The 18629-nt window shown below is 72.2% G+C and carries 17 protein-coding genes; 8 read left to right on the forward strand and 9 right to left on the reverse strand.

Going from position 1 to position 18629, the window contains the following annotated elements; translation table 11 throughout:
• Window positions 1-24: 24 nt before the first annotated feature.
• From NV263_RS18400 to NV263_RS18425, 6 genes are read left to right on the forward strand one after another with little or no spacing between them, the layout of a single operon-like run.
• The gene (locus NV263_RS18400; RefSeq protein WP_263247578.1) at window positions 25-435 is read left to right on the forward strand and encodes a hypothetical protein; all 411 of its coding nucleotides are present in this window, start codon (window positions 25-27) and stop codon (window positions 433-435) included.
• Between the two features lies 1 nt (window position 436).
• Window positions 437-1834: a hypothetical protein gene (locus NV263_RS18405; protein ID WP_263247579.1), complete on the forward strand. Its 1398-nt coding sequence runs from the start codon at window positions 437-439 to the stop codon at window positions 1832-1834.
• Between the two features lie 14 nt (window positions 1835-1848).
• The gene (locus tag NV263_RS18410) at window positions 1849-2697 is read left to right on the forward strand and encodes a methyltransferase domain-containing protein (protein WP_263247580.1); all 849 of its coding nucleotides are present in this window, start codon (window positions 1849-1851) and stop codon (window positions 2695-2697) included.
• On the forward strand, window positions 2698-4065 hold the full coding sequence (locus NV263_RS18415; protein WP_263247581.1) for a cytochrome P450: 1368 nt from the start codon (window positions 2698-2700) through the stop codon (window positions 4063-4065).
• 16 nt (window positions 4066-4081) lie between these two features.
• Window positions 4082-4501 (forward strand): PPOX class F420-dependent oxidoreductase, encoded by a 420-nt coding sequence (locus NV263_RS18420; RefSeq protein WP_263247582.1) that lies wholly within the window; start codon window positions 4082-4084, stop codon window positions 4499-4501.
• Between the two features lie 27 nt (window positions 4502-4528).
• Entirely contained in the window at window positions 4529-4888 is a 360-nt protein-coding gene (locus tag NV263_RS18425; RefSeq protein ID WP_263247583.1) for an MmcQ/YjbR family DNA-binding protein, read from the forward strand.
• Between the two features lie 22 nt (window positions 4889-4910).
• On the opposite strand, the gene NV263_RS18430 is transcribed toward NV263_RS18425, so the two are convergent.
• The 6 genes from NV263_RS18430 to NV263_RS18455 form a co-directional block, all read right to left on the reverse strand.
• Complete coding sequence (locus NV263_RS18430) at window positions 4911-6233, reverse strand: class I SAM-dependent methyltransferase (RefSeq protein ID WP_263247584.1); 1323 nt, start codon at window positions 6231-6233, stop codon at window positions 4911-4913.
• A gap of 53 nt (window positions 6234-6286) precedes the next feature.
• Window positions 6287-7444 (reverse strand): class I SAM-dependent methyltransferase, encoded by a 1158-nt coding sequence (locus NV263_RS18435; RefSeq protein ID WP_263247585.1) that lies wholly within the window; start codon window positions 7442-7444, stop codon window positions 6287-6289.
• On the reverse strand, window positions 7434-8825 hold the full coding sequence (locus NV263_RS18440) for a nucleotide disphospho-sugar-binding domain-containing protein (protein ID WP_263247586.1): 1392 nt from the start codon (window positions 8823-8825) through the stop codon (window positions 7434-7436). Before NV263_RS18440 ends, NV263_RS18435 begins: the two co-directional genes overlap by 11 nt.
• Window positions 8826-8855: 30 nt before the next feature.
• On the reverse strand, window positions 8856-10049 hold the full coding sequence (locus NV263_RS18445) for an ATP-binding protein (RefSeq protein ID WP_263247587.1): 1194 nt from the start codon (window positions 10047-10049) through the stop codon (window positions 8856-8858).
• A gap of 1 nt (window position 10050) precedes the next feature.
• Complete coding sequence (locus tag NV263_RS18450) at window positions 10051-11061, reverse strand: BREX system ATP-binding domain-containing protein (protein WP_263247588.1); 1011 nt, start codon at window positions 11059-11061, stop codon at window positions 10051-10053.
• A 167-nt stretch (window positions 11062-11228) separates the two neighbouring features.
• Entirely contained in the window at window positions 11229-11888 is a 660-nt protein-coding gene (locus NV263_RS18455; protein WP_263247589.1) for a hypothetical protein, read from the reverse strand.
• A 579-nt stretch (window positions 11889-12467) separates the two neighbouring features.
• On the opposite strand from NV263_RS18455, the gene NV263_RS18460 reads away from it, so the two are divergent.
• Window positions 12468-13430 carry an LLM class flavin-dependent oxidoreductase gene (locus NV263_RS18460; RefSeq protein ID WP_263247590.1) on the forward strand — a complete coding sequence of 321 codons (963 nt, stop codon included), beginning with the start codon at window positions 12468-12470 and terminating at the stop codon, window positions 13428-13430.
• Complete coding sequence (locus NV263_RS18465; RefSeq protein ID WP_263247591.1) at window positions 13421-15016, forward strand: serine hydrolase domain-containing protein; 1596 nt, start codon at window positions 13421-13423, stop codon at window positions 15014-15016. Before NV263_RS18460 ends, NV263_RS18465 begins: the two co-directional genes overlap by 10 nt.
• A 37-nt stretch (window positions 15017-15053) precedes the next feature.
• Here NV263_RS18465 and NV263_RS18470 read toward each other — a convergent pair whose 3' ends face one another.
• From NV263_RS18470 to NV263_RS18480, 3 genes are all read right to left on the reverse strand, one after another.
• Entirely contained in the window at window positions 15054-16538 is a 1485-nt protein-coding gene (locus tag NV263_RS18470) for an FAD-binding oxidoreductase (protein WP_263247592.1), read from the reverse strand.
• Between the two features lie 420 nt (window positions 16539-16958).
• On the reverse strand, window positions 16959-17681 hold the full coding sequence (locus tag NV263_RS18475) for an HAD-IA family hydrolase (protein WP_263247593.1): 723 nt from the start codon (window positions 17679-17681) through the stop codon (window positions 16959-16961).
• Window positions 17681-18625, reverse strand: a complete 945-nt coding sequence (locus NV263_RS18480; protein ID WP_263247594.1) for a transglutaminase domain-containing protein — start codon at window positions 18623-18625, stop codon at window positions 17681-17683. The genes NV263_RS18475 and NV263_RS18480 overlap by 1 nt, the downstream gene beginning before the upstream one ends.
• Window positions 18626-18629: the final 4 nt, after the last annotated feature.

Below are 18629 nucleotides of genomic sequence, written 5' to 3' on the forward strand. Positions count from 1 at the left end.
CACCGCGCCCATACCGTGAATGCCATGTGGGCGCAGACGAGAACGCGCGAACCGCGACGCGCAATCGTCCCGGTTCCCGCCGGGACCCGACTCGACGAACTGTCCGATCGCGTTTCCTTCATTGTCCGTGAATCGTCCTCCGACGAGCTCGCGCACCCCGGTCAGCCCGATTCCCCCGACGCCGCGGCGATGTTGCGCGCGGCGGTCGCGGGAGGTTGCGTGGCGGGCCCGTGGCGCAACGGTTTTCCGACCTACGCCTGGCACCGCAGCGGCGACTCCGTCGTCGAATTCCGGCTCGTCGGCGGGTCTTCCGGTGAATACACCGGATATCCGCTGCACCCCAGCGAATGGCCGCCAGGAGTTGACGAGATTCCGCCCGTCCTCCCCGCCGGAACCGGCCCCCGCCCCGCAGCAGTGACCGCCGATGGGAGTTGACATGACCGAGTTGCCCGCGTTCCGCCTGGAGTGGGTGTGGCGGGACGAGCCCGCGACGGGTTCGCCGGAGGAGAGGGCGACCCGGGCCGATCTGCGGATGTCCGTCGGCGCCGAGGACCTCACCCGCAACGAGGACCCGCGAACCCGCGTGCTGGCCGAACACGTCACCACCGCGCTGTACCCGCTGGCGGAGTGGGTCGCCTTCAACTGGTGGTCGCTCAACGCCGACGCGCGCCCCGGAACCCAGATCTCCCAGCTCCGCTTCGCCTACCGCAACGGGGTCGGCGATGCGCGCGGGGCGTGGTGGATGCGGTCCCGGCGGCACGTGCTGCGCGCGGCGTGCGACGGATTCCACTGGCCCGACGTCATCTTCGTGCCGGAGGGCCGGGAGACCCGCGTGGTGTGGATGCCGGACGCCACCTCGGCCACCCGGGAGCGCACGCGTTTCGTGGCGCGGGGCAACGCCGTCGTCGAGTCCGCCGGTTTCGTCGTGGCGCTGCGCGGCTTCGTCGACGCGGTGACCGAGCGGCTGGCCGCGCGCGGGATCACCGGCACGCCGTTGCAGACCGAGTGGGACGCGATCCGCCGCGCCGGCGAGGAGGAAACCGCCTTCTGCCTGGCCGCCGCCCGCCTGGGACTGGACCCGTACTCGGAAGCCGGCCCGCACCGGGAGGCGATCGCCGAGGTGCTCAAGCAGCTTCCCGAACCGCTGGCGACCGACTTCCTCAACGGTGTCGGCGCGGAGCACGTCACCGACCGGCTCGGCTGGCTCGCCGAGGCTCGCGGCCTCGTCGGTCCCGCGCGGGACGACGCCTCCGCCGAGGTGGCCGAGCTGCGCGCGGCGTGCGCCGACCTCCGCGAGCGGTTCTTCGCCCCGGGAGCCACCGACAACCCCTGGGAGATCGGCTACCAGGTGGCCGACCGGGTCCGCGAGTGGGCGGGCCTGCGTCCCACCGAGCCGTTCGACCCGGCGCCGCTGATGCACTACGAGACCCTGCCGACCGCCTACCTGGACCGCGGGCTGGTCGCGCTCGGCGCGCGCCGCGGGCAGCGGGGGCCGACGCTGGTCGCGGCCCGGCGCTTCACCGCGCGGCCGCGCCGATTCCTCCAGGCGCGGGCGTTGTGGCACCTGATCTGCGACGTGCACGAGGAGTTCCTGATCGCGGCGGCCCACACGCACCGGCAGCACGTGGCGCGCGGCTTCGCGCTGGAGGTGCTGGCCCCGGCCCAGGGCATCGCCGCGCTGCTGGCCGACCCCGCCCACCTGGTCTCCGCCGAGGACGTCGAGGTGATCGCCGACGACTACGGCGTGGGGAACATCGTGGTCGAACACCAGCTGGACAACCGCGTTCTCGCCCAGAACTTCGAGTGGACGCCGCCCGCGGCAGGCGTCCGATGACAGCGGAGGTGTCCATGACCGTCGACGGGTCCGCGGCCGACTCCGTCCGCGACGTCTACGAACGGCTCACCGACCTGATGGCCCGCGCCATGGGCGGCTACCTGCACGGCGGCTACTTCGGCGGGCCGCGGCCGGCCACCACGATGGCCGAGGCCGCCGACCGGCTCACCGACCTGGTCGTCGAGCGCTGCGAGCTGCGCCCCGGGCAACGGCTGCTCGACGTGGGGTGCGGCAACGGCAAGGCGACCCTGCGCGCGGCCGCCGCCCACCGGGTGCGGGCCAGCGGCATCACGCTCAGCGACTACCAGGTGCGCCTCTCCCGGGAACTCGCCGCGCAGCGGGGCATGGCCGACTCGGTGGACTTCTGGGTGGCCGACATGCGCGACATGCCCTTCCCCGAGGCGCTGTTCGACGCGGCGCTGGCCATCGAGTCGGTGTGCCACGTCCCCGACCGCACCGCCGCGTACCGGGAGATCGGCCGGGTGCTGCGCCCCGGCGGGCGGGTCGTGGTGACCGACTTCGTGCTGCGCCGGCCCATCGAGGACCCCGCGCGCAAGGCCGTGGTGCAGGCCAGCAACGACAACTTCGAGAACGCGCCGGTCCTGACCCGCGAGGAGTACCAGCAGGCGGTGGCCGACGCGGGACTGCGGGTCGCGGAGTTCACCGACATCGGCGACGAGGTGTGGCCGTCGTTCGCCGCGGTGGCCGACAACATGCGCCGGGCGCGGGACGTCGTCGCGGACCGGATGAGCGATGCCGAGTTCCGGGACATGGTCGACTCGCTCGAACGGTTCGGCACCGTCACCGAGATCGGCTACGCCGTCGTGGTGGCCCGCAAACCCGCCCAACCCCGGGAGACCTGAGTGGACACCGCACCGGACCCTCCGATGTGGACGGTGGCCGACGCGCCGCGGCGCCTGCCGGTGCTCGGCCACTCGGTCCCGCTGCGGCGGGCCCCGCTGGAATTCCTGTCCTCGCTCTCCGAACGCGGCGACCTGGTCCGCCTCCGGCTCGGCGGGAAGGACATCCACCTGGCCTGCCACCACGAGCTGGTCGACCGGATCCTGAAGGACCCCAGGACCTTCGACTGGGGCGGCCCGTTCTACGAGAAGACGCAGCTGCTCATGGGCAACAGCCTGGGCAACTGCCCGTACCGCGACCACCGCAGGCAGCGCCGACTCGTGCAGCCGTCCTTCCGGCTCGACCGGATCGCCTCGTACGCCCCCGTGATGCGTCGCGAGCTGGACGCCGAGCTGCGGTCGTGGCGGCCCGGCGGCGTGGTCGAGGTCAACGACGCGCTGCACGCCGTCACCGCTCGCGTCGGCGCCAAGGTGCTGCTGTCCACCGACATCGCGGGCGAGGCGATCGACCGGATCCTGCACTGCCTGCCCGTGGTCATGGAAGGCATGTACCAGCGCGTCGTGACCCCGTGGGGATGGCTGTACCGGCTCCCCACTCCGGGCAACCGCCGCTTCGAGGCGGCCCGCGTCCGGCTGCGGGAGGTGGTGGACGACATCATCCGCCGGTACCGCGCGTCGGGCGTCGACCACGGCGACCTGATGTCGGGTCTGCTGCAGAGCCGGGACGAACGCACCGGTGACGCGCTGACCGACACCGAGGTCCACGACATGGTCATGAACTTCCTGACCGCGGCCACCGAGACGACCGCCACCGCGCTGTGCTGGGCGCTGTACCTGCTGGCCGAGCACCCCGACCGCGAGGCCCGGCTGCACGACGAGACCGACCGGCTCGTCGGGGACCGCCCGCTCGACCACGACGACCTGCCCGCGCTGGACTACACCCACCGCGTCATCACCGAGGTGCTGCGGTTGTACCCGCCCGGCTGGATGGTGACGCGCGTGGTCACCGAGGAGACCGAGCTGGCCGGACAACGGCTCCCGGTGGGCAGTCTCGTCATGTACAGCACCTACGCGCTGCACCGCAACCCGCGCCTGTTCGCCGAGCCGGAGCGGTTCGACCCCGACCGCTGGCTGCCGGAGCGGGCCCGGCAGGTGCCGCGGGGCGCGATGATCCCCTTCGGCGCGGGCAGTCGGAAGTGCATCGGCGACACCTTCGCGATGATGGAGACCGTCCTGTCGCTGGCGACGATCGCCGCGCGGTGGCGGTTGCGCCTCGTGCCGGGCACCCGGGTGCGGCCGGAACCCCGCGCGCTGGTCGCGATGGGACGGCTGCCCATGGTGACCGAGCCCCGGCAGCCCGGGTCCCGCTGATCCCGTGGAGTCGCCCATGACCGCGCGGTTGTCCGACCGGGTGGCGGCGCTGCTGGACTCGCGGGTGTTCGCCACCGTCGCCACCCTCCAGCCCGGCGGAGCGCCCCACCTGTCGGTAGTGTGGATCGGGCGCGAGCGCTGCGAGGTGGTGTTCGTGGTGCAGCGCGGCAGCCGCAAGGAGCGCAACCTCCGCCGCGACGACCGCGCGGCCGTGTTGGTGTACCCCGCCGAGAACCCGTACAGCTACGTCGCGGTGCGCGGCAGGTGCCGCCTGGGGTCCGAGCGCGCGCGGGAGATCATGGACGGCCTGTCGCTGAAGTACACCGGCTTGCGGCACGAGGAATTCTGGCCGGACGCGCCGGACGCGCACGAACTCGTCGTCGTCCGGCTACTTCCGCGGCACGTCCACGAGATCGGTCTGCCGCCCGCGGGGTGAGCCGGCCCCGGTGGGTAGGCTCGCCGCATGACTCCCGCGGAACTGGGCGACTTCGCGATGGGATTCCCCGAGGTCACCGAGGAGCAGCCGTTCGGTCCCGGCGCGTACGTTTACAAGGTGGCGGGCAAGATGTTCGCGGTGGTGGAGCCCGACGCCGAGCCGCCGCGGGTCGAGATGAAGTGCGATCCGGGCCTGGCGCTGCACCTGCGCGCGGAGCACGACGCCGTCGGCCCCGGGTACCACCTGAACAAGCGGCACTGGAACACCGTGCTGCTCGACGGCAGCATCCCGGCCGACCGGATCGAGGAAATGGTGGAGCACTCCTACGAGCGGGTGGTGGCCGGCCTGCCCAAGGCGGTGCGGGAACGCCTCGCCGAGGCCCGGTGAACCGCCCGGCGGCGGTTCCGGATCACAACCGGGCGATGCGCCGGAACGCCGCACCCGCCTCCGGCAGCCCCGCCTCCACCGCGCCCGGCAGACCGCTGCCGGGCACGATCGCCGGACGCGGGATCGGCACGATGAACCTCCCGCCGCCGGACAGGAAGGCCGACTCCTTGGCGAGGATGTCCCGGGCGTAGTTCCACGCCAGCAGCAGGTAGTAGTCGGGGGCGTGGTCCTCGGCGTACTCCGGGGACCGCACCGGGACGTGCGTGCCGGGCAGCACCTTGCCCTGCTTCAACGGTGTGGTGTCGCTGCAGAACTCCAGTTGCGCGCCGTCCAGCCCGCACAGGTTGAGCAACGTGTTGCCCTTCGCGGGCGCACCGTACCCGGCCACCCGGTTGCCCTCGGCGACCAGTTCCCGCACCAGCGCGCCGAGTTCGGTGCGGACCCGTTCGACGTCCCGGGCGAACCGGCGGTAGGTCTCGTCGTCGTGCAGGGCCGCCCGCTCCTCCTGCTCGCAAATCTCGTCGACGACCGCGCGGGTCCGCCACGGACCGCCGCGGTGCCCGACGAAGACCAGCACGGACCCGCCGTGCACCTCGGTGGGCTCCACGTCCAGCACGCGCATGCCGTGGCGGTCGAAGAAGGTGCGCAGCGTGCCGACGGTGAAGTACGACAGGTGTTCGTGGTAGATCGTGTCGAACGCGGTCTTCTCCAGCAGTTCCAGGGCGTAGGGGACCTCGATGGCGAACACGCCGTCCAGGCTGAGCAGCTCGCGAACCCCCGCCGCGACGCCGGCGATGTCGTCGATGTGCGCGAAGACGTGCCTGCCGAGGATGAGCTTGGGCTGCCCGAACCGGCGCCGCACGGCCCCGCCGACCTCGGCGGAGAAGAACTCCGGCCAGGTCTCGATCCCGTTGTCGTTGGCCACCCGGGCGATGTTGCGCGCCGGGTCGACGCCGAGCGTGCGCATCCCCTGCTGCCGGAACAGGTCCAGCTGGAGGCCGGTGTTGCTGCCGATCTCCAGCACGAAGCTGTCCCGCGCGACGTTGAACCTGCGGCGGCACAGCTCGACCACGCGGCGCATGTGCCACGCCATGCTCCTGGAGTCCGGGGTGACGTAGAGGTAGTCGCGGTACAGCACAGCCGGGTCGACGACGTGCGTCAGGCTCATCAACCTGCAGAACCGGCAGGAGACCACGCCGAGCGGGTAGCGCGGCTCGTCGTCGTAGGACTCCGCCTCCTCCAGCAGCGCGTTCGCCAGCGGCACCATGCCGTACGAGGCGACCTGCTGCCAGTTCTGCCTGCCGCACACGCGGCATTCGGTGATGTGTCGCGCGGAATCGCTCATCTGGTGTCCTCGGATGCTGTCTGCGGGCGCTCGCGGCCCGGGCGAAATCGGTGTCACGCGCGCAGCCGCGTCACCGGGTTCTCGTCGCGCGGGAGCCAGGACGGGTAGGACTGCTCGCCGTTGACGCCCTTCTCGATGAACGCGATGTTGTGGTGCACGTGCAGCCCCACCACCGACAGGTCGGTGTCGGTCGCCTCGTGGCCCGGGCGCTCCTGGTGGTGCAGGCCGTCGACGAGGGACTTCACGAAGGTGGTGGTGATCAGCGGGTCGTCGGGGTCGTCGGGGTTGCCGCCCCAGCCCGGCCAGTACGAGGTCTGCAGGTCCTCGATGACGTAGAGGCCCCCGGGCCGCAGCAACGGGAACAGCACCGCGAACGAGCGCAGCACGTCCGCGTTCTCGTGGCTTCCGTCGTCGATGACGATGTCCAGCGGCGCGGTCGCCCGCCCGATCCGGTCCAGGTCGGCGGCGTCGGCCTGGTCACCGCGCAGGAAGGTGATGCGGGGTTCGGTCAGCGCGGACTTGTCGAACAGGTCCACGCCGTGGACCAGGCCGCGGCGGAAGTAGTGCTTCCACATCCGCGCCGACGCCCCGCCCTCGGTCGGCGAGTCGTACCCGCCGACGCCCAGCTCCAGGATCCGGACCCGCTGGTCCCGCAACGGCGCGAAGTAGCGGTCGTAGTGCCGCGCGTACCAGTGCGCGCCCCACTTGTCGGTGCCGAACCGCATGGCCAGCGGGACCAGGTCGGGCCGGTAGGCCGAGCAGCCCGCGACGAGCCGGTGCGCGGTGGCGCGGGCCGCGTCGTGCTCGGCGAACCACGGGTCGTCGGGCGCGGCGGTCCGCGGTCCCGGCCGGTCCTCGACGTGCACCCGCAGGGACGGGGCTCGGTGGTGCGGCGCGCCGTACACGGCGAGCAGCAGTTCGACGAGGTCCAGGGCCAGCAGCACGGGCGGCTGGTCGGCCCAGCCGGGCACCACGTCCCCGCCACCGGACACCTGGTAGCCCCGCCGCCGACCACCGAATCCCACGTCGAACTGGGCCGTCACCGGCCGGGCGGTCTCCTCGACCACTGCGGCCCGGCACGCCACCTCGGTGAGCAGCGCGGTAGCGACCTGGTCGGGATCCTCCGCGGCGAGGCGGGTTTCGGCTTCCTCGCGCCCGGTGTCCGCAATGGACAGCAACCGCTCGGTGAGCTCGGGGTCGTCATCCGCCATGCCCGCCTCCCACCCGACCGCAACTGCTGCGCGCGCGGTGCTGTTCGGTCATCCGCTCCAGGACGGGCACCAGTTCGGCGACGCTCGGTTCGGCGAGCCACTTGCGGCGCAGCAGCCCGGCCCCGGTGCGGAACGAGGGCTCGTCCAGCACCCGCCGCAGCCGGTCCCGGATCTCGCCGACGGAGTGCGCCTGGTGGTCGAGCCGGAGCCCGGCGCCGTGGTCGGTGACGTACTTCGCGGCCAGCCGGGAGGTGAGGGTCCGTTCGCCGACGAGGTCCCACTCGATGCCGTCCGCGGTCGGCCTGCCGACGAACCGGGTGGGCTCGTCGGTGTCGGCGACCAGCTGCGGAACCCCCTTGGCCGAGGCCACCGACAGCGTCGCCGGGGCGCCGTGGTGGACGACCGCCGAGGCGGTCGGCAGCAGGTGGGTGAGCGGCAGGAAGTCGTGGGCGCGGACGTTGTCCGGGAGGCCGCCGGCCACCTCGCTGAGCTGGTCGGCGTTCAGCGTCGCCACCACTTCGGCGTCCACTTCGGACACCGCTTCCAGCAGTTTCGCGGTCCGTCCCCGGTCACCTCGCTGGTAGTTGCGGTTGGACACGCCGAACGAGATGACCAGCCGCGGGCGCCGCGGGGTTTCGACGAGCCAGCCGGGCAGCCGGGTGGCGCCGTTGTGCGGCACGTAGCGGACCGGCAGGGTGCGCACCGACGAGGTCAGCCGCATCGACTCCGGCATCGGATCGATCGTCCACTGGCCGAACAGCAGCTCGTCGTCGACCTCGACGCCGTGCGCGTCGGCCAGCGGGCGCAGCGTCTCCGCGAGCGGATCGGCGACCCGGGCGCCCGCCCGGGCGCGGCGTTCGGCGAACCAGCCCGAGTAGTCGGGTGCCTGGAGCACTCGCGCGTGCGCCGCGCCGCACGCCCGCGCGGCCACCGCCGCGCACGGGAACCAGTGGTCCCACACGACCAGGTCCGGTCGCCAGTCGCGGGCGAAGGCGATGAGCTGTTCGACGTCCCGCCGAGGTTTCGGCGGGTGGTAGTTGCGGACGAAGAACAGCATGAAGTGGTAGAAGCAGTCCCAGTGGTCGCGTTCGGCGGCGTCGATGCCGAGCAGCCGCACGAACCGCTCCGATTCCTCCATGGTGGGCACGAGTTCCGGGTGGGCGCCGGAGAACACGGCCAGCGGTTCGGGGTCACCGCAGGGCGCCGCGGTCAGCCCGGCCGCGGTGACCACGCCCGCGAAGTCCCCGGTGGTGATGCCGCTGGCCTCGCTGGCGGGGAAACCCACGCAGACCTCGTGACCGGCGCTCTGCAGCGCCCACGCGTAGGAGACGACGGACATCAGGTGGGCGGGCGCTGGGTAGACGGCGAACAGGACTCTCATGTGGTTCCTCCGGCCCGGGAAGTGGGGGGCTCATTCGGCCCCGTAGAGGTCGGCTGGCAGTCGGTCCGCGCGGGTGTGCGGACGGTACGACGGGTCCAGCCGGACGAGGTCCCACTCGTTGATCCAGGCCCGCACGTACTGGCGCATCCGGTTGGAGCCGGAGCGCGCGAGGCCGGGGACGTCGGGCGGGGACCAGTCGTACGCCGCCCCGTGCAGCTCCTTGATGCGCCGGTAGGCGTGGTCGAGTTCGGTGTCGTCCGGTGGGGCGAGCACGCGCAACGCCCGGCTGATCACGTCCATGCCGTACGTCGCCCGGTCGGCGAGCTCGGCGGTGCCTGCGGCCTTGCGGTTCCGCAGCCGGGCGGGCAGTTTCTCCTTCTCCCGCCGGGCGTCCAGCACCGCGGCCGGGAAGTCGTCGGTGAGCGCGAACACCGCGCTCACCGGCGCGCGCGGACCGGTGTCGCCGCTCGGGAACCAGCGTCCGATCTCCGCATACGCCTTCGCCCGGCTGATCAGCGGGTACCGCGCGATCAGCTCGACCTCGTCGAAGAAGACGATCCAGCCCCGGTACCCCGCGGCCTTCATCAGGTGCGCGGCGAACCGGATCCGCTGCCGGGCCAGTTCGGCGGGTGCGACGCGGCCGATGGCCGGCTTCTCCCCCATCCGCCGCAGGCGCCGCCGGAGTTCCGGTGTGGACAGGTTGTCCCCGGCCCAGAACCGGACGATCGCGTGGTGGAAGTCGTCCTGCGGCTTGCAGTTCGCGTGCAGCAGCAGCGTGGCGGCGAAACGGGCGTCGAACTCCGATCCCGGTGCGTTGACCGCGAGCATGAGGTCGCCGTACTCGGCGCGGCGCGGTTCGAGCGCGGCGGCGATGTTCTCGACCGCGGGACCGGTCCCGTCCGGCAGCACCGCGCGGTCCAGTGCGGCCCAGGCCACCTTGACGGGGTCGTAGAGCGGGGTTTCCTTGCTCACCACGACGTGGCTGACCACGTAGCCCTCCCGGCGGGCCAGCAGTCCCAGGTGCCGCATCAGGTGGCTCTTGCCGGAACCGAATCCGCCGCCGAGCAGCATGCCCCCGCCGGTGCCGACCCGTCCCAGCAGCGCGGTGAACTCGTCCTCGATGGCCGTCTGCGCGCTGCCGAGCGCGTCGACGGCCCCGGAGTTCGGCACCCCGGCGCGCAGCGATTCGATGATCTGCCGTTCCCACGCGGGCGAAGTGGACATGTCACTCCCTGGGGTTCCGGGTGACGTGCACGAGCGATCCGAACGGGTTGACCCGCTCCGCGTCGTACACCTCGTTCGCCACGCGCAGGTACAGCGCGTGGTAGGCGGGCAGTCCTCGGACGGTGTCCACCACCATCCGCTGCGGCATGGTGACCACCAGCAGGAACGCCAGCAGGTCGTCGGTGCCGTCCACGAACTGCCGCAGGATCTCGAAGGTGTCCAGGGCGGCGGCCTTCGTGTAGTAGAAGCCGCGCCGCGCCGCCGCCGGCGGGCGTCGGCCCACCGCGACCCGTCCCACGTCGAGTTCGACGACGATGCCGGGCGCTCCGGTCATGTGCACCCAGCGGCTCAGCGAGTTGAACATGTACCGGGCCTGGTGCCGCGCCACGCGGGCGTGCAGCCCGACGGTGCGCAGCTCGGCCACCGGCACGCTGTGCCCGCGCAGCCAGCGGAGCACGATGTTGTGCTCGTCGGCGTCGGTGTCGACCCAGTCCAGCAACGACTCGCACAACCGCAGCATCGCCACCCGGAACTGGTGCATGAGCAGGTTCTCCCCGAGCAGTTCGCGTTCCAGGCGGCGTCGCACCGTCCGGTACAGCTCGCCGTGGTGCAGGCCGTTGGCCTCGGCGACCCGGCGGACCTGGACCGAGACCTCGGGCGGCTGCCCGGGATCCGGCGGGATGTCCAGTCCGGCGTAGACGCGGTGCAGGAAGTCGGCGGCGAGCCGGACCCAGTCGACGTTGCGCGACACCGCGAAGAACAGCTCCTCGACGAACTGGACGCGGGTCTGCGCGGCGTCCAGCCGGACGTGCAGGTAACCGCCGTCGCACGCGGCGTTCTCCAGCCGTTTCGAGAAGTACGAGGTCGTCGTGTCCTCATCGCCCGCGACGAATTTGACCGAGGCCCCGCCGCCGTGCACGTAGGCGTGCAGGTACTCGTTCCGCACGTGCTTGACGTACTCGTCGACTTCCAAGGCGGGCGTACCGTCGGAGGTGGTCGGTTTCACCCTCATCTGGCCGTCCTTCGAGAATAGGCTGACGGACATGCGCCGGAGACGAACCGCGGACCGGCGGACCGAACACGTCCCGGGATCCGCTGCACGAGCGGCGTGCGCCGCTTCCCCTTCCGGCGAGCGGGCGCGCAGCGGGCACCGCCGCGCAGAGCACCCCGGAAATCTCCCTAGGCTGCCGGTTCGACGAAGGAAACGCCCCAGTACTGCCTGCGCCGACCGTCCCGGCCGACGGTGCTGAGCACCCCGTTCCCGCGCGTTCCGGTGCTCGCGCACCAGCGCAGCTTCCGGTCGGTGCGCATCGTGCCGGTGATCCCGCTGTCGTCGAGCAGGTACAGATCGCGGGTGAACTCCTGCTTGGTGTACTCCTTGTCCTGCCCCGGCAGCAGGGTCAGCAGCCGCCAGATGTCGACGAGCCGGACGACCGAACCGGCACGGGCCCCGCGCTGCGCGACGATCAGGTCGTAGGCGTCGAGAATGCTGTTGAAAAAAGCCGCGTAGCGGAATTTCGGTCTGCTGCGCTGGTGGTCGGCCAGACTCTGCACGACGACCGAGGGACGCAACCGGTGGTCCCGCTCCCCGTCCACCTCCAGGGCCGCGTGCTCGGCCCGCACCCGGACGACCGCGGGCGGGCACAGCAGTCGGCCGTCCTCCTCGAACACGCTCAGACCGGCGGATTCGGCGGTCGCGCGGAGCTCGGACAGGTAGCCCTCGGAGCGGAGGTAGGTGGTGGGATCAGCGGGGAAGGAGTCCTGCATCTCGGCGACCGCGCCGGACAGCTCGGAGGCGAGTTTCCCCAGCGCCTCCAGGGTCGCGGAAAGCTTTCCCAAACAGCCCTCCGCGGAATAGGCCCTCGCGCGGGACAGTTCCCGGACGAATTCCTTCGCACTGCTTTCGGTCTGTTGACTTCGACTTTCCAGGAGACCTAGTATTTGTTCGAGCGGGCGTTGTTGCGTCACCACCGAGTATCGATCCCCCTCGGGCGCGAACGGATCCGGCTTATGCGTTTTCCTTCCGGTTCGGGCAGTCGAACACGAGCCGGGTGCACACACGAGCGGCAGGTACCGCAGCAATTCCAGTGCCCCCAGCGAGCGACCGGCAGGATTCCGAAAATGCGGCGAAGTCCGCACTCCCGGTCGCCACGGCATGACACTACTTGGCGATGCCGTCCCGTTACAACCCCTTTGCGTGGGGAGAACCACAAATATCTCAGCGCGGTCACGCATCGTCGTACGCCACCGGCGGCGGCTCGTCGTCCAGGATGAATCCGCGGCACTGGAACTCGCTCGATCGGCCCAGGACGAGGCCGTCCGGTGACGGAACACCAATCATCCGAGGTCCCGACGATTTCCCGGCGAATAATCGCCGATCGAACCGTCGATCGCTCCCGACAGGAATCAGGTGAACACATGAGCAAGGGCGCACAGCGATGGGGACTGCTGCTGCCGCAGGGAGCCCACCTGGAACTGGCCGGTGTGGACCCGGCGCGGGCGTGGGGGCACGTGCTCGACGCGGCGGCGGAGGCCGAACGGCTCGGCTACGGCTCGGTGTGGACCATCGACCGGAGCGAAACGCTGCCGCGGCGCGAACCGGAGCCGGTGTTCGACAGCTGGACCGCGCTCGCGGCGGTCGCCCAGCGCACCGAGCGGATCGGACTCGGGCACCTCGGCCCGGGTGCGCCGTTCCGCGACCCGGCGCTGCTGGCGAAACGCGCCGCGACCCTGGACGTCATGTCCGGCGGCCGGATGGAGCTGGCCCTGGAGCCGACCGGCCACCCCTCGGAACACCGGGCGCACGGCGTGCCGGTGCCCGATCCCGCGGTCCGGCGCGCCGCACTGGCCGAGACCGTCGAGGCGTTGCGACTCCTGTGGACGCGGCAGCGGGTGTCGTCCGAGGGCGAGCACGTCGTGCTGGACCAGGCGTTCAGCTCGCCGAAACCGGCGAACGGCGGCATTCGCCTGCACGTCCACGAGGACGCCGTCGAAGCGGTGCCCGCGCAGGCGGTCGACGGCGTGCTGTGGCAGGCGCCGCCCGAGGTGGTGCGGGCCGGTGTCGAGACCTTCCGCAAGCGCTGCGAAGCGGCCGGCGCGGACCCGGACGCCGTCGAGCACGCGGTGCTGCTGGAGTCCAGGATCTTCGACACCGAGGACGAGCGGGACCGCTGGCTGGCCACCCCGCACGTGGTCATCTTCTGGAGCGAGCACCCGGACCTCTACATGCGCCGCAACCTGGTCGGGACGGTGGACGCGGTCCGCGACCGGGTCCGCGCCTACCTCGACGCCGGTGCGAGGCGTTTCCTGGTCTGGTTCCGCGACTACCCGGAGCTGACCAGCGCGCGGCGGTTCATGAGCGAGGTGGTCGCGTGGCTGTGAACGCGACCACGGCGATCCCGTTCCTCAGCGACGCCTGGCTGGCCGCGGCCGGGGCCGCGTTCGCCGACCTGCCGGTGTGCCCGGATTCCGCGGTGCGGTTCGGTTTCACCGTCACCGACCCGCCGCCGGGGGTGGTCGGCGAATTCGGGCTGGTGCTCGACCTCGACTCCGGCGGCATCCGGCTGGACCGCGACGCCGACTCGGGGAACCCGACCCTGCGGCTGTCCTACCACGACGCCGCCGCGTTCCTGCTCGGGTCCGCGTTGGACCGGGTGCGCGTGTTCGAATCCGGCCGCACCGAGCTCACCGGCAACCTCACCCACGTCTTCTTCGCCGATCGCACGCTGCAACAGGACACCGGTGGGCTGCTCGCCCGGCTGCGGCGCCGCACCGGTGGGCTGCCCGACGGGCTCGGCGACATCGGCTGGACGGGCCGCAATTCCTTCGTGGACACCCCCGCGGAGGAACGCGCGGCGGCCGACGCGGCGGCCGACGAACTGCCCCGCGCGGTCGCGGCACTGCGGTCCGAAGTCGGCGACTCCGCTCCCGGGGCCCAGGTGTACGTGTCGCGGGACGGCCGGGTGCTCGCCGACTTCGCGTTGGGCACCGCTCGTCCCGGGGTGGCGTTCACCCGCCGCTCGCCGACCCTGTGGTACTGCTGCGCCAAACCGCTCGGGTCGCTGGCGGTCGGGCAGCTGTGGGAGCGCGGACTGCTCGACCCGTTCGCCCCGGTGTGCGGGTACCTGCCCGACTTCACCGGGCAGGGCCGGGAAGAACTCACCCTGGCCCAGGTCATGACGCACACCGCTGCGGTGCCGACCGGGCTCGACCCGGTGCACGGCGCGCTGTACGCCTCCGACGCGCGGCACCGCGCGCTGGTCCGCGAGCTGGCGGTTCCCGCCGACCCCCGGCCCGGAACCCGGGTGAACTACAGCCAGTGGTGGGGCTGGCTGCTGCTCGCCGAGGTCCTGGAGGCCGTGGACGGGCGGTGCTACGAGCAGTACGTCGAGGAGGAGATCCTGCGGCCGTGCGGGATCTCCGGCACCACGCGGGTGCGGCTGACCGCCGAGGAGTTCGGCGACGTCGGCGAGACCCTGCCGCTGGTCTACATCAGCGCGCGCGGCCGCCCCGCGCAACCGACCTACTGGTTCTCCAGCGAAGCGGCGACGACCTGCCGACTGCCCGGTGTCAACACCCGCGGTCCGATGGCCGACCTCGGCCGGTTCTTCGAGGTGCTGCTGGCCGGCGGACGGGCCCCGGGCGGGCGGATCGCGGCGCCGACGACCATCGCCGCCCTCACCGCGCGGCACCGCAGCGGGTTGCGCGACGCGTTCGGCAACGCCGACTGGGGGTTGGGCCTCCGGCTGGAATGCGGTCACCTGGACCCGTCGCTGACCAGCTTCAGCAGGTTCAGCTCGCCCCGGTCCTACGGGCACGACGGGCTGTGGACGGCCGTCGCCTTCGCCGACCCGGACGCCGGGCTGGTCGTCGCCCTGCACCTCAACGGCAAGACGCACCACGACCAGCACCGCGCGCGGCTCACCGCGATCTGCGACGCGATCTACGAGGACCTGGGGCTGTGCTGACCGCGGGTCCCCGGCGCGGGCCGGGGACCCGCCGCGGTCATCGGATGCCCTGCGCGAACCGGAAGAACCCGGTGGGGTCGTACTTGCGCTTGACCGCCGACAGGCGCGGGTAGTTCTCCGCGTAGTACGCCTGCTCCCAGTTCGACAGCCGGGCGTCGATGAAGTTCTGGTAGGACTCGCCGTTCGAGTGGGGGTCGGCCGCGGCGAATCCGCGGTCGACCCAGGACTCCGCCGCCCGGATCGCGTCCTCGTCCGGGACCGGGGCCGCCGTCTCCACCGAGAAGCCGAGGTAGAACTCGGTGTCGCGGTGGACGTAGGCGGTGTCGGTGCGAGCCGGCCGATTGGCCTGGCCGCCGAGCGCGAACAGGCTCAGGACGCGGTTCTGCCCGGCCCTGCGGTCCGCGTCGAACGCCGTCAGGAGCTCGGCGACACCCCAGTCCGGGATCGCCTGCCCGAACAGCCTGCTGCGGTCGATGAAGTGCAGTTGCCGGACGATTTCCGCGTCCGGGTTGTGCCCCACCCACTGGCGCTGCTCCGGGGTCTTCTCGGCGCACCCGTACCCCTGGAGCATCGCGTCCAGGTACGACGCCGTGTCCGCGGTCCGCGACTCGGGTTCGGCGCCGACGGCCGCGACGAGCGCGGCGAGTTCGCGGTCCAGCGCCGCCGGATCGGCGAACCAGCCACCGCTGACCGCGACCACCGGCACCGCCCCCGGCGCGGCGTCGGGGAGCACGACGGCGAGCGCTCCGCCGAGGTGGTCCGGCCCGTCGATGATCCACCGCTGCCAGGCGGCGATGACGTCGGCGGCCCGGTCCCAGGGCCAGGTGAGCATGAACGTGGTGACCTCGCGCAGCCGGCTCGGCCGCACCTCGAATTCCGTGATGACGCCGAAGTTCCCGCCGCCACCGCCGCGCAGCGCCCAGAACAGGTCGGGCTCCTCCGATTCGGAGCAGCGCACGACGCTCCCGTCCGCGAGCACCACCTCGGCGCCGGTGAGCTGATCGCACGCCATGCCGTGCAGCCGGGTGTCGAGCCCGAAACCGCCGCCGGTGAGGAAACCGCCTGCGCACACGGTCGGGAATCCGCCCTGCGGCGCGGTCAAGCCGTGCTCCCACGCCTTGGTCAGCGTGTCCACCTGCCGCGATCCGGGCCCGATCAGCAGCCGCGGATCGCCCGTGCCCGGGTCCGGGGAGACCTCCGCGCGCGCCAGCCGGGAAGTGTCGATGACCAGGCCGTCGGTGCTGGAGTACCCGGCCATGCTGTGCCCGCCGGAGCGGGGAGCCGCGTGCAGGTCGTGGTCCTGGCAGAACGCCAGGCAGGCGGCGATGTCCTCGGCGGTCTCGCAGAAGGCGACCGCCCGCGGCGCGATGGAGTCGAACTGGGAGTAGAAGGTGCGGCGCGCCCGGTCGTAACCGCTGTCGGCGGGCCGCACCAGATCACCGCGCAACGCGCGGGACAGGGCGTCCCAGCGCGCCGACTCCGGCTCCGCGGCCGTGCGTGCATTCCCGTCGTGCTCTGCCACGATGCAGCTCCCTTTCGTCCCGGCGGCGCAACGTCTCGAACACCCAGGCCGCTGGCGGAAACGCCGTCGGATTCCGGTTTCAACGCCACCGCATTCGACGTCGGTCGGATCTCGTGCGGGGAAAATGACCCTAGCAGTCGTTTCGGACAGCACGTGGCGACCCCGATTCGTGCGGTCGCAACCACATTCCGTCCCTTCACCCAAGTGCCTGTCTTTGGACCTGCTCCCGGAACCCGCGTGGCAAGCGGCGCCAGCCGCTTCCTCTTTCGGTGAGCGGTCTCGCCGCTGGCACCGCCGCGGGTTCTCCGACAAGCACAGCGGCGCGTCAGCGCCTCCGTGGGGGGCGGTGGCCGGGCGACGGGCGGGCCGCTGAGGTTCCGCTCCCGGCACCGCCACCCACAACGAGTTCGAAGACCGGCGCTAACCCGTTCGGGGTATTTCCGGACTGCCGGAATTGCTGTCACCGGCCCGTTCGCCCTGGTCCTCGGCGAGCCGCGCGATCTCCGCCGGTTCGCGCACCACGAAGTCCGGGGCGGCCGCCCGCAGTCCCGCTTCGTCGCCCTCCCCCCACACGGCGGCGGCCGACGCCACTCCGGCGGCCCGCGCGCTGCGCAGGTCGCTGACCGCGTCGCCCACCATCACCGCCGCGCCGGGCGGGACCGCCAGCTCGCGCAGCGCCCGCCGGACGATGTCCGGAGCGGGTTTCGGGCGCGGCACCTCGTCACTGCCGATCACCGCGCCGAACAGCGGCAGCAGCCCGAGGTCGCCGAGCAGCGAACGCGCCCGCGCACCGCTCTTGCCGGTGGCGACGGCGGTGCGGATCCCGAGGTCCCGCAGGCGGTGCAGCATCGCGGGCACCCCGTCGTAGACCCGGACCCGGGACTGCAGGCGGTAGCTCTCCCGGACGAACGGTGCTTCCATGTCCGGGGGCAGTCCCATGATCCGCATGATCTCGGGGAAGTAGCGGCCCAGGTGGGCGCAGTACTCGCGGAACGGCGGGTCGCCCTCCCCGACCACCTCGCGGTAGGCGGCGGCGAACGCCTCGCGCATCACGGCGAAGCTGTCCACCAGAACGCCGTCGAGGTCGAACACCACCGCGCGCAGGCCCGGAACCGGCCGCGCGGGGAGCGGATCAGCAGGCATCACGGCACCTCGTCCAGGTAGTCGGTGGGCAGTGACGTGGACGTCCACACGCCCCGGTGCGAGACCAACTTCGTGAAGCGCCCGCAGAGCCGGTGCAGCACCGCCCCCGGGGAGCGGTGCGCGGGCCACTCCGCGGCGTCCAGTCCCGCCCAGGACCGCATCGCCTTGAGCAGCAGCGGATCCTGCGGGACCCAGGTGTCGCCGATGCGGAACTCCGCCCAGCAGTGCGGAGTCGAGTACGGCTTGACGACCAGCAGTCCGAACGCGAACCGGACCGGGATCCCGCGCCTGCGCCCCTCGTCGACCAGTCGGCGGGCGAACCCGCCGCAGTCGGCCATCCTGGTGCGCAGCAGGAAGTCGGCGTCCCAGCGGATGGCCTCCGGCAGCAGGAAGAAGTCCACGTCGGCGAGTTCGTCGACGAGGCACCGCGCGGCGCCGTCGAGCTCGGGCCACTCGCCGGGCAGCCGGACCTCGTAGGACGCGATCGGCGCCGACTCCCGCGCCACCCGCACGACCTCGCGCCCGCCGCCCGGCCGGAGCAGGCCGAAGGAGCACGGGCCGTCGTGCCCGGGAACCGGGCACCGGGTGACCACCTGCACGCGCAACCGGCTGGCTCCCGCCGCGCTGTTCCTGCGCAGTCCGGCGGCCCACGCGCGCATCGTCATGCGGCGCACCGACAGCAGCCCCAGGTGCAGCGCGATGTTGCCGAGGTCGTAGTCGTCGAAGAGCCGGTCGGCACCGCTGCCCACGCACGGCAGCCCCTCGGCGACCAGCAGGTCGGCGAGCTCCTCGCCGATCCGGTGCCGGGCGCGGGCGGTTCTCGGCGACACGGTGAAGCGCCGCACCTGCGTCGGGACCCGGCGGATCGACCGCACCAGTTCCGGCAGCCGGTCCAGGTCGGGCGCGGGTGCCGCGAGCGAGCGGGTTCCGGCACCGCCGCTCATTCGA

It is taken from the genome of Saccharopolyspora rosea (assembly GCF_025643595.1).
Lineage (GTDB): Bacteria > Actinomycetota > Actinomycetes > Mycobacteriales > Pseudonocardiaceae > Saccharopolyspora > Saccharopolyspora rosea.

Excerpts from the sequence above, each read along its gene's own strand:
- NV263_RS18400 (WP_263247578.1), top strand. The coding sequence starts at position 25 with ATGTGGGCGCAGACGAGAACGCGCGAACCGCGACGCGCAATCGTCCCG.
- NV263_RS18405 (WP_263247579.1), top strand. The coding sequence starts at position 437 with ATGACCGAGTTGCCCGCGTTCCGCCTGGAGTGGGTGTGGCGGGACGAG.
- NV263_RS18410 (WP_263247580.1), top strand. The coding sequence starts at position 1,849 with ATGACCGTCGACGGGTCCGCGGCCGACTCCGTCCGCGACGTCTACGAA.
- NV263_RS18420 (WP_263247582.1), top strand. The coding sequence starts at position 4,082 with ATGACCGCGCGGTTGTCCGACCGGGTGGCGGCGCTGCTGGACTCGCGG.
- NV263_RS18425 (WP_263247583.1), top strand. The coding sequence starts at position 4,529 with ATGACTCCCGCGGAACTGGGCGACTTCGCGATGGGATTCCCCGAGGTC.
- NV263_RS18430 (WP_263247584.1), bottom strand. The coding sequence starts at position 6,233 with ATGAGCGATTCCGCGCGACACATCACCGAATGCCGCGTGTGCGGCAGG.
- NV263_RS18435 (WP_263247585.1), bottom strand. The coding sequence starts at position 7,444 with ATGGCGGATGACGACCCCGAGCTCACCGAGCGGTTGCTGTCCATTGCG.
- NV263_RS18440 (WP_263247586.1), bottom strand. The coding sequence starts at position 8,825 with ATGAGAGTCCTGTTCGCCGTCTACCCAGCGCCCGCCCACCTGATGTCC.
- NV263_RS18445 (WP_263247587.1), bottom strand. The coding sequence starts at position 10,049 with ATGTCCACTTCGCCCGCGTGGGAACGGCAGATCATCGAATCGCTGCGC.
- NV263_RS18450 (WP_263247588.1), bottom strand. The coding sequence starts at position 11,061 with ATGAGGGTGAAACCGACCACCTCCGACGGTACGCCCGCCTTGGAAGTC.
- NV263_RS18460 (WP_263247590.1), top strand. The coding sequence starts at position 12,468 with ATGAGCAAGGGCGCACAGCGATGGGGACTGCTGCTGCCGCAGGGAGCC.
- NV263_RS18475 (WP_263247593.1), bottom strand. The coding sequence starts at position 17,681 with ATGCCTGCTGATCCGCTCCCCGCGCGGCCGGTTCCGGGCCTGCGCGCG.
- NV263_RS18480 (WP_263247594.1), bottom strand. The coding sequence starts at position 18,625 with ATGAGCGGCGGTGCCGGAACCCGCTCGCTCGCGGCACCCGCGCCCGAC.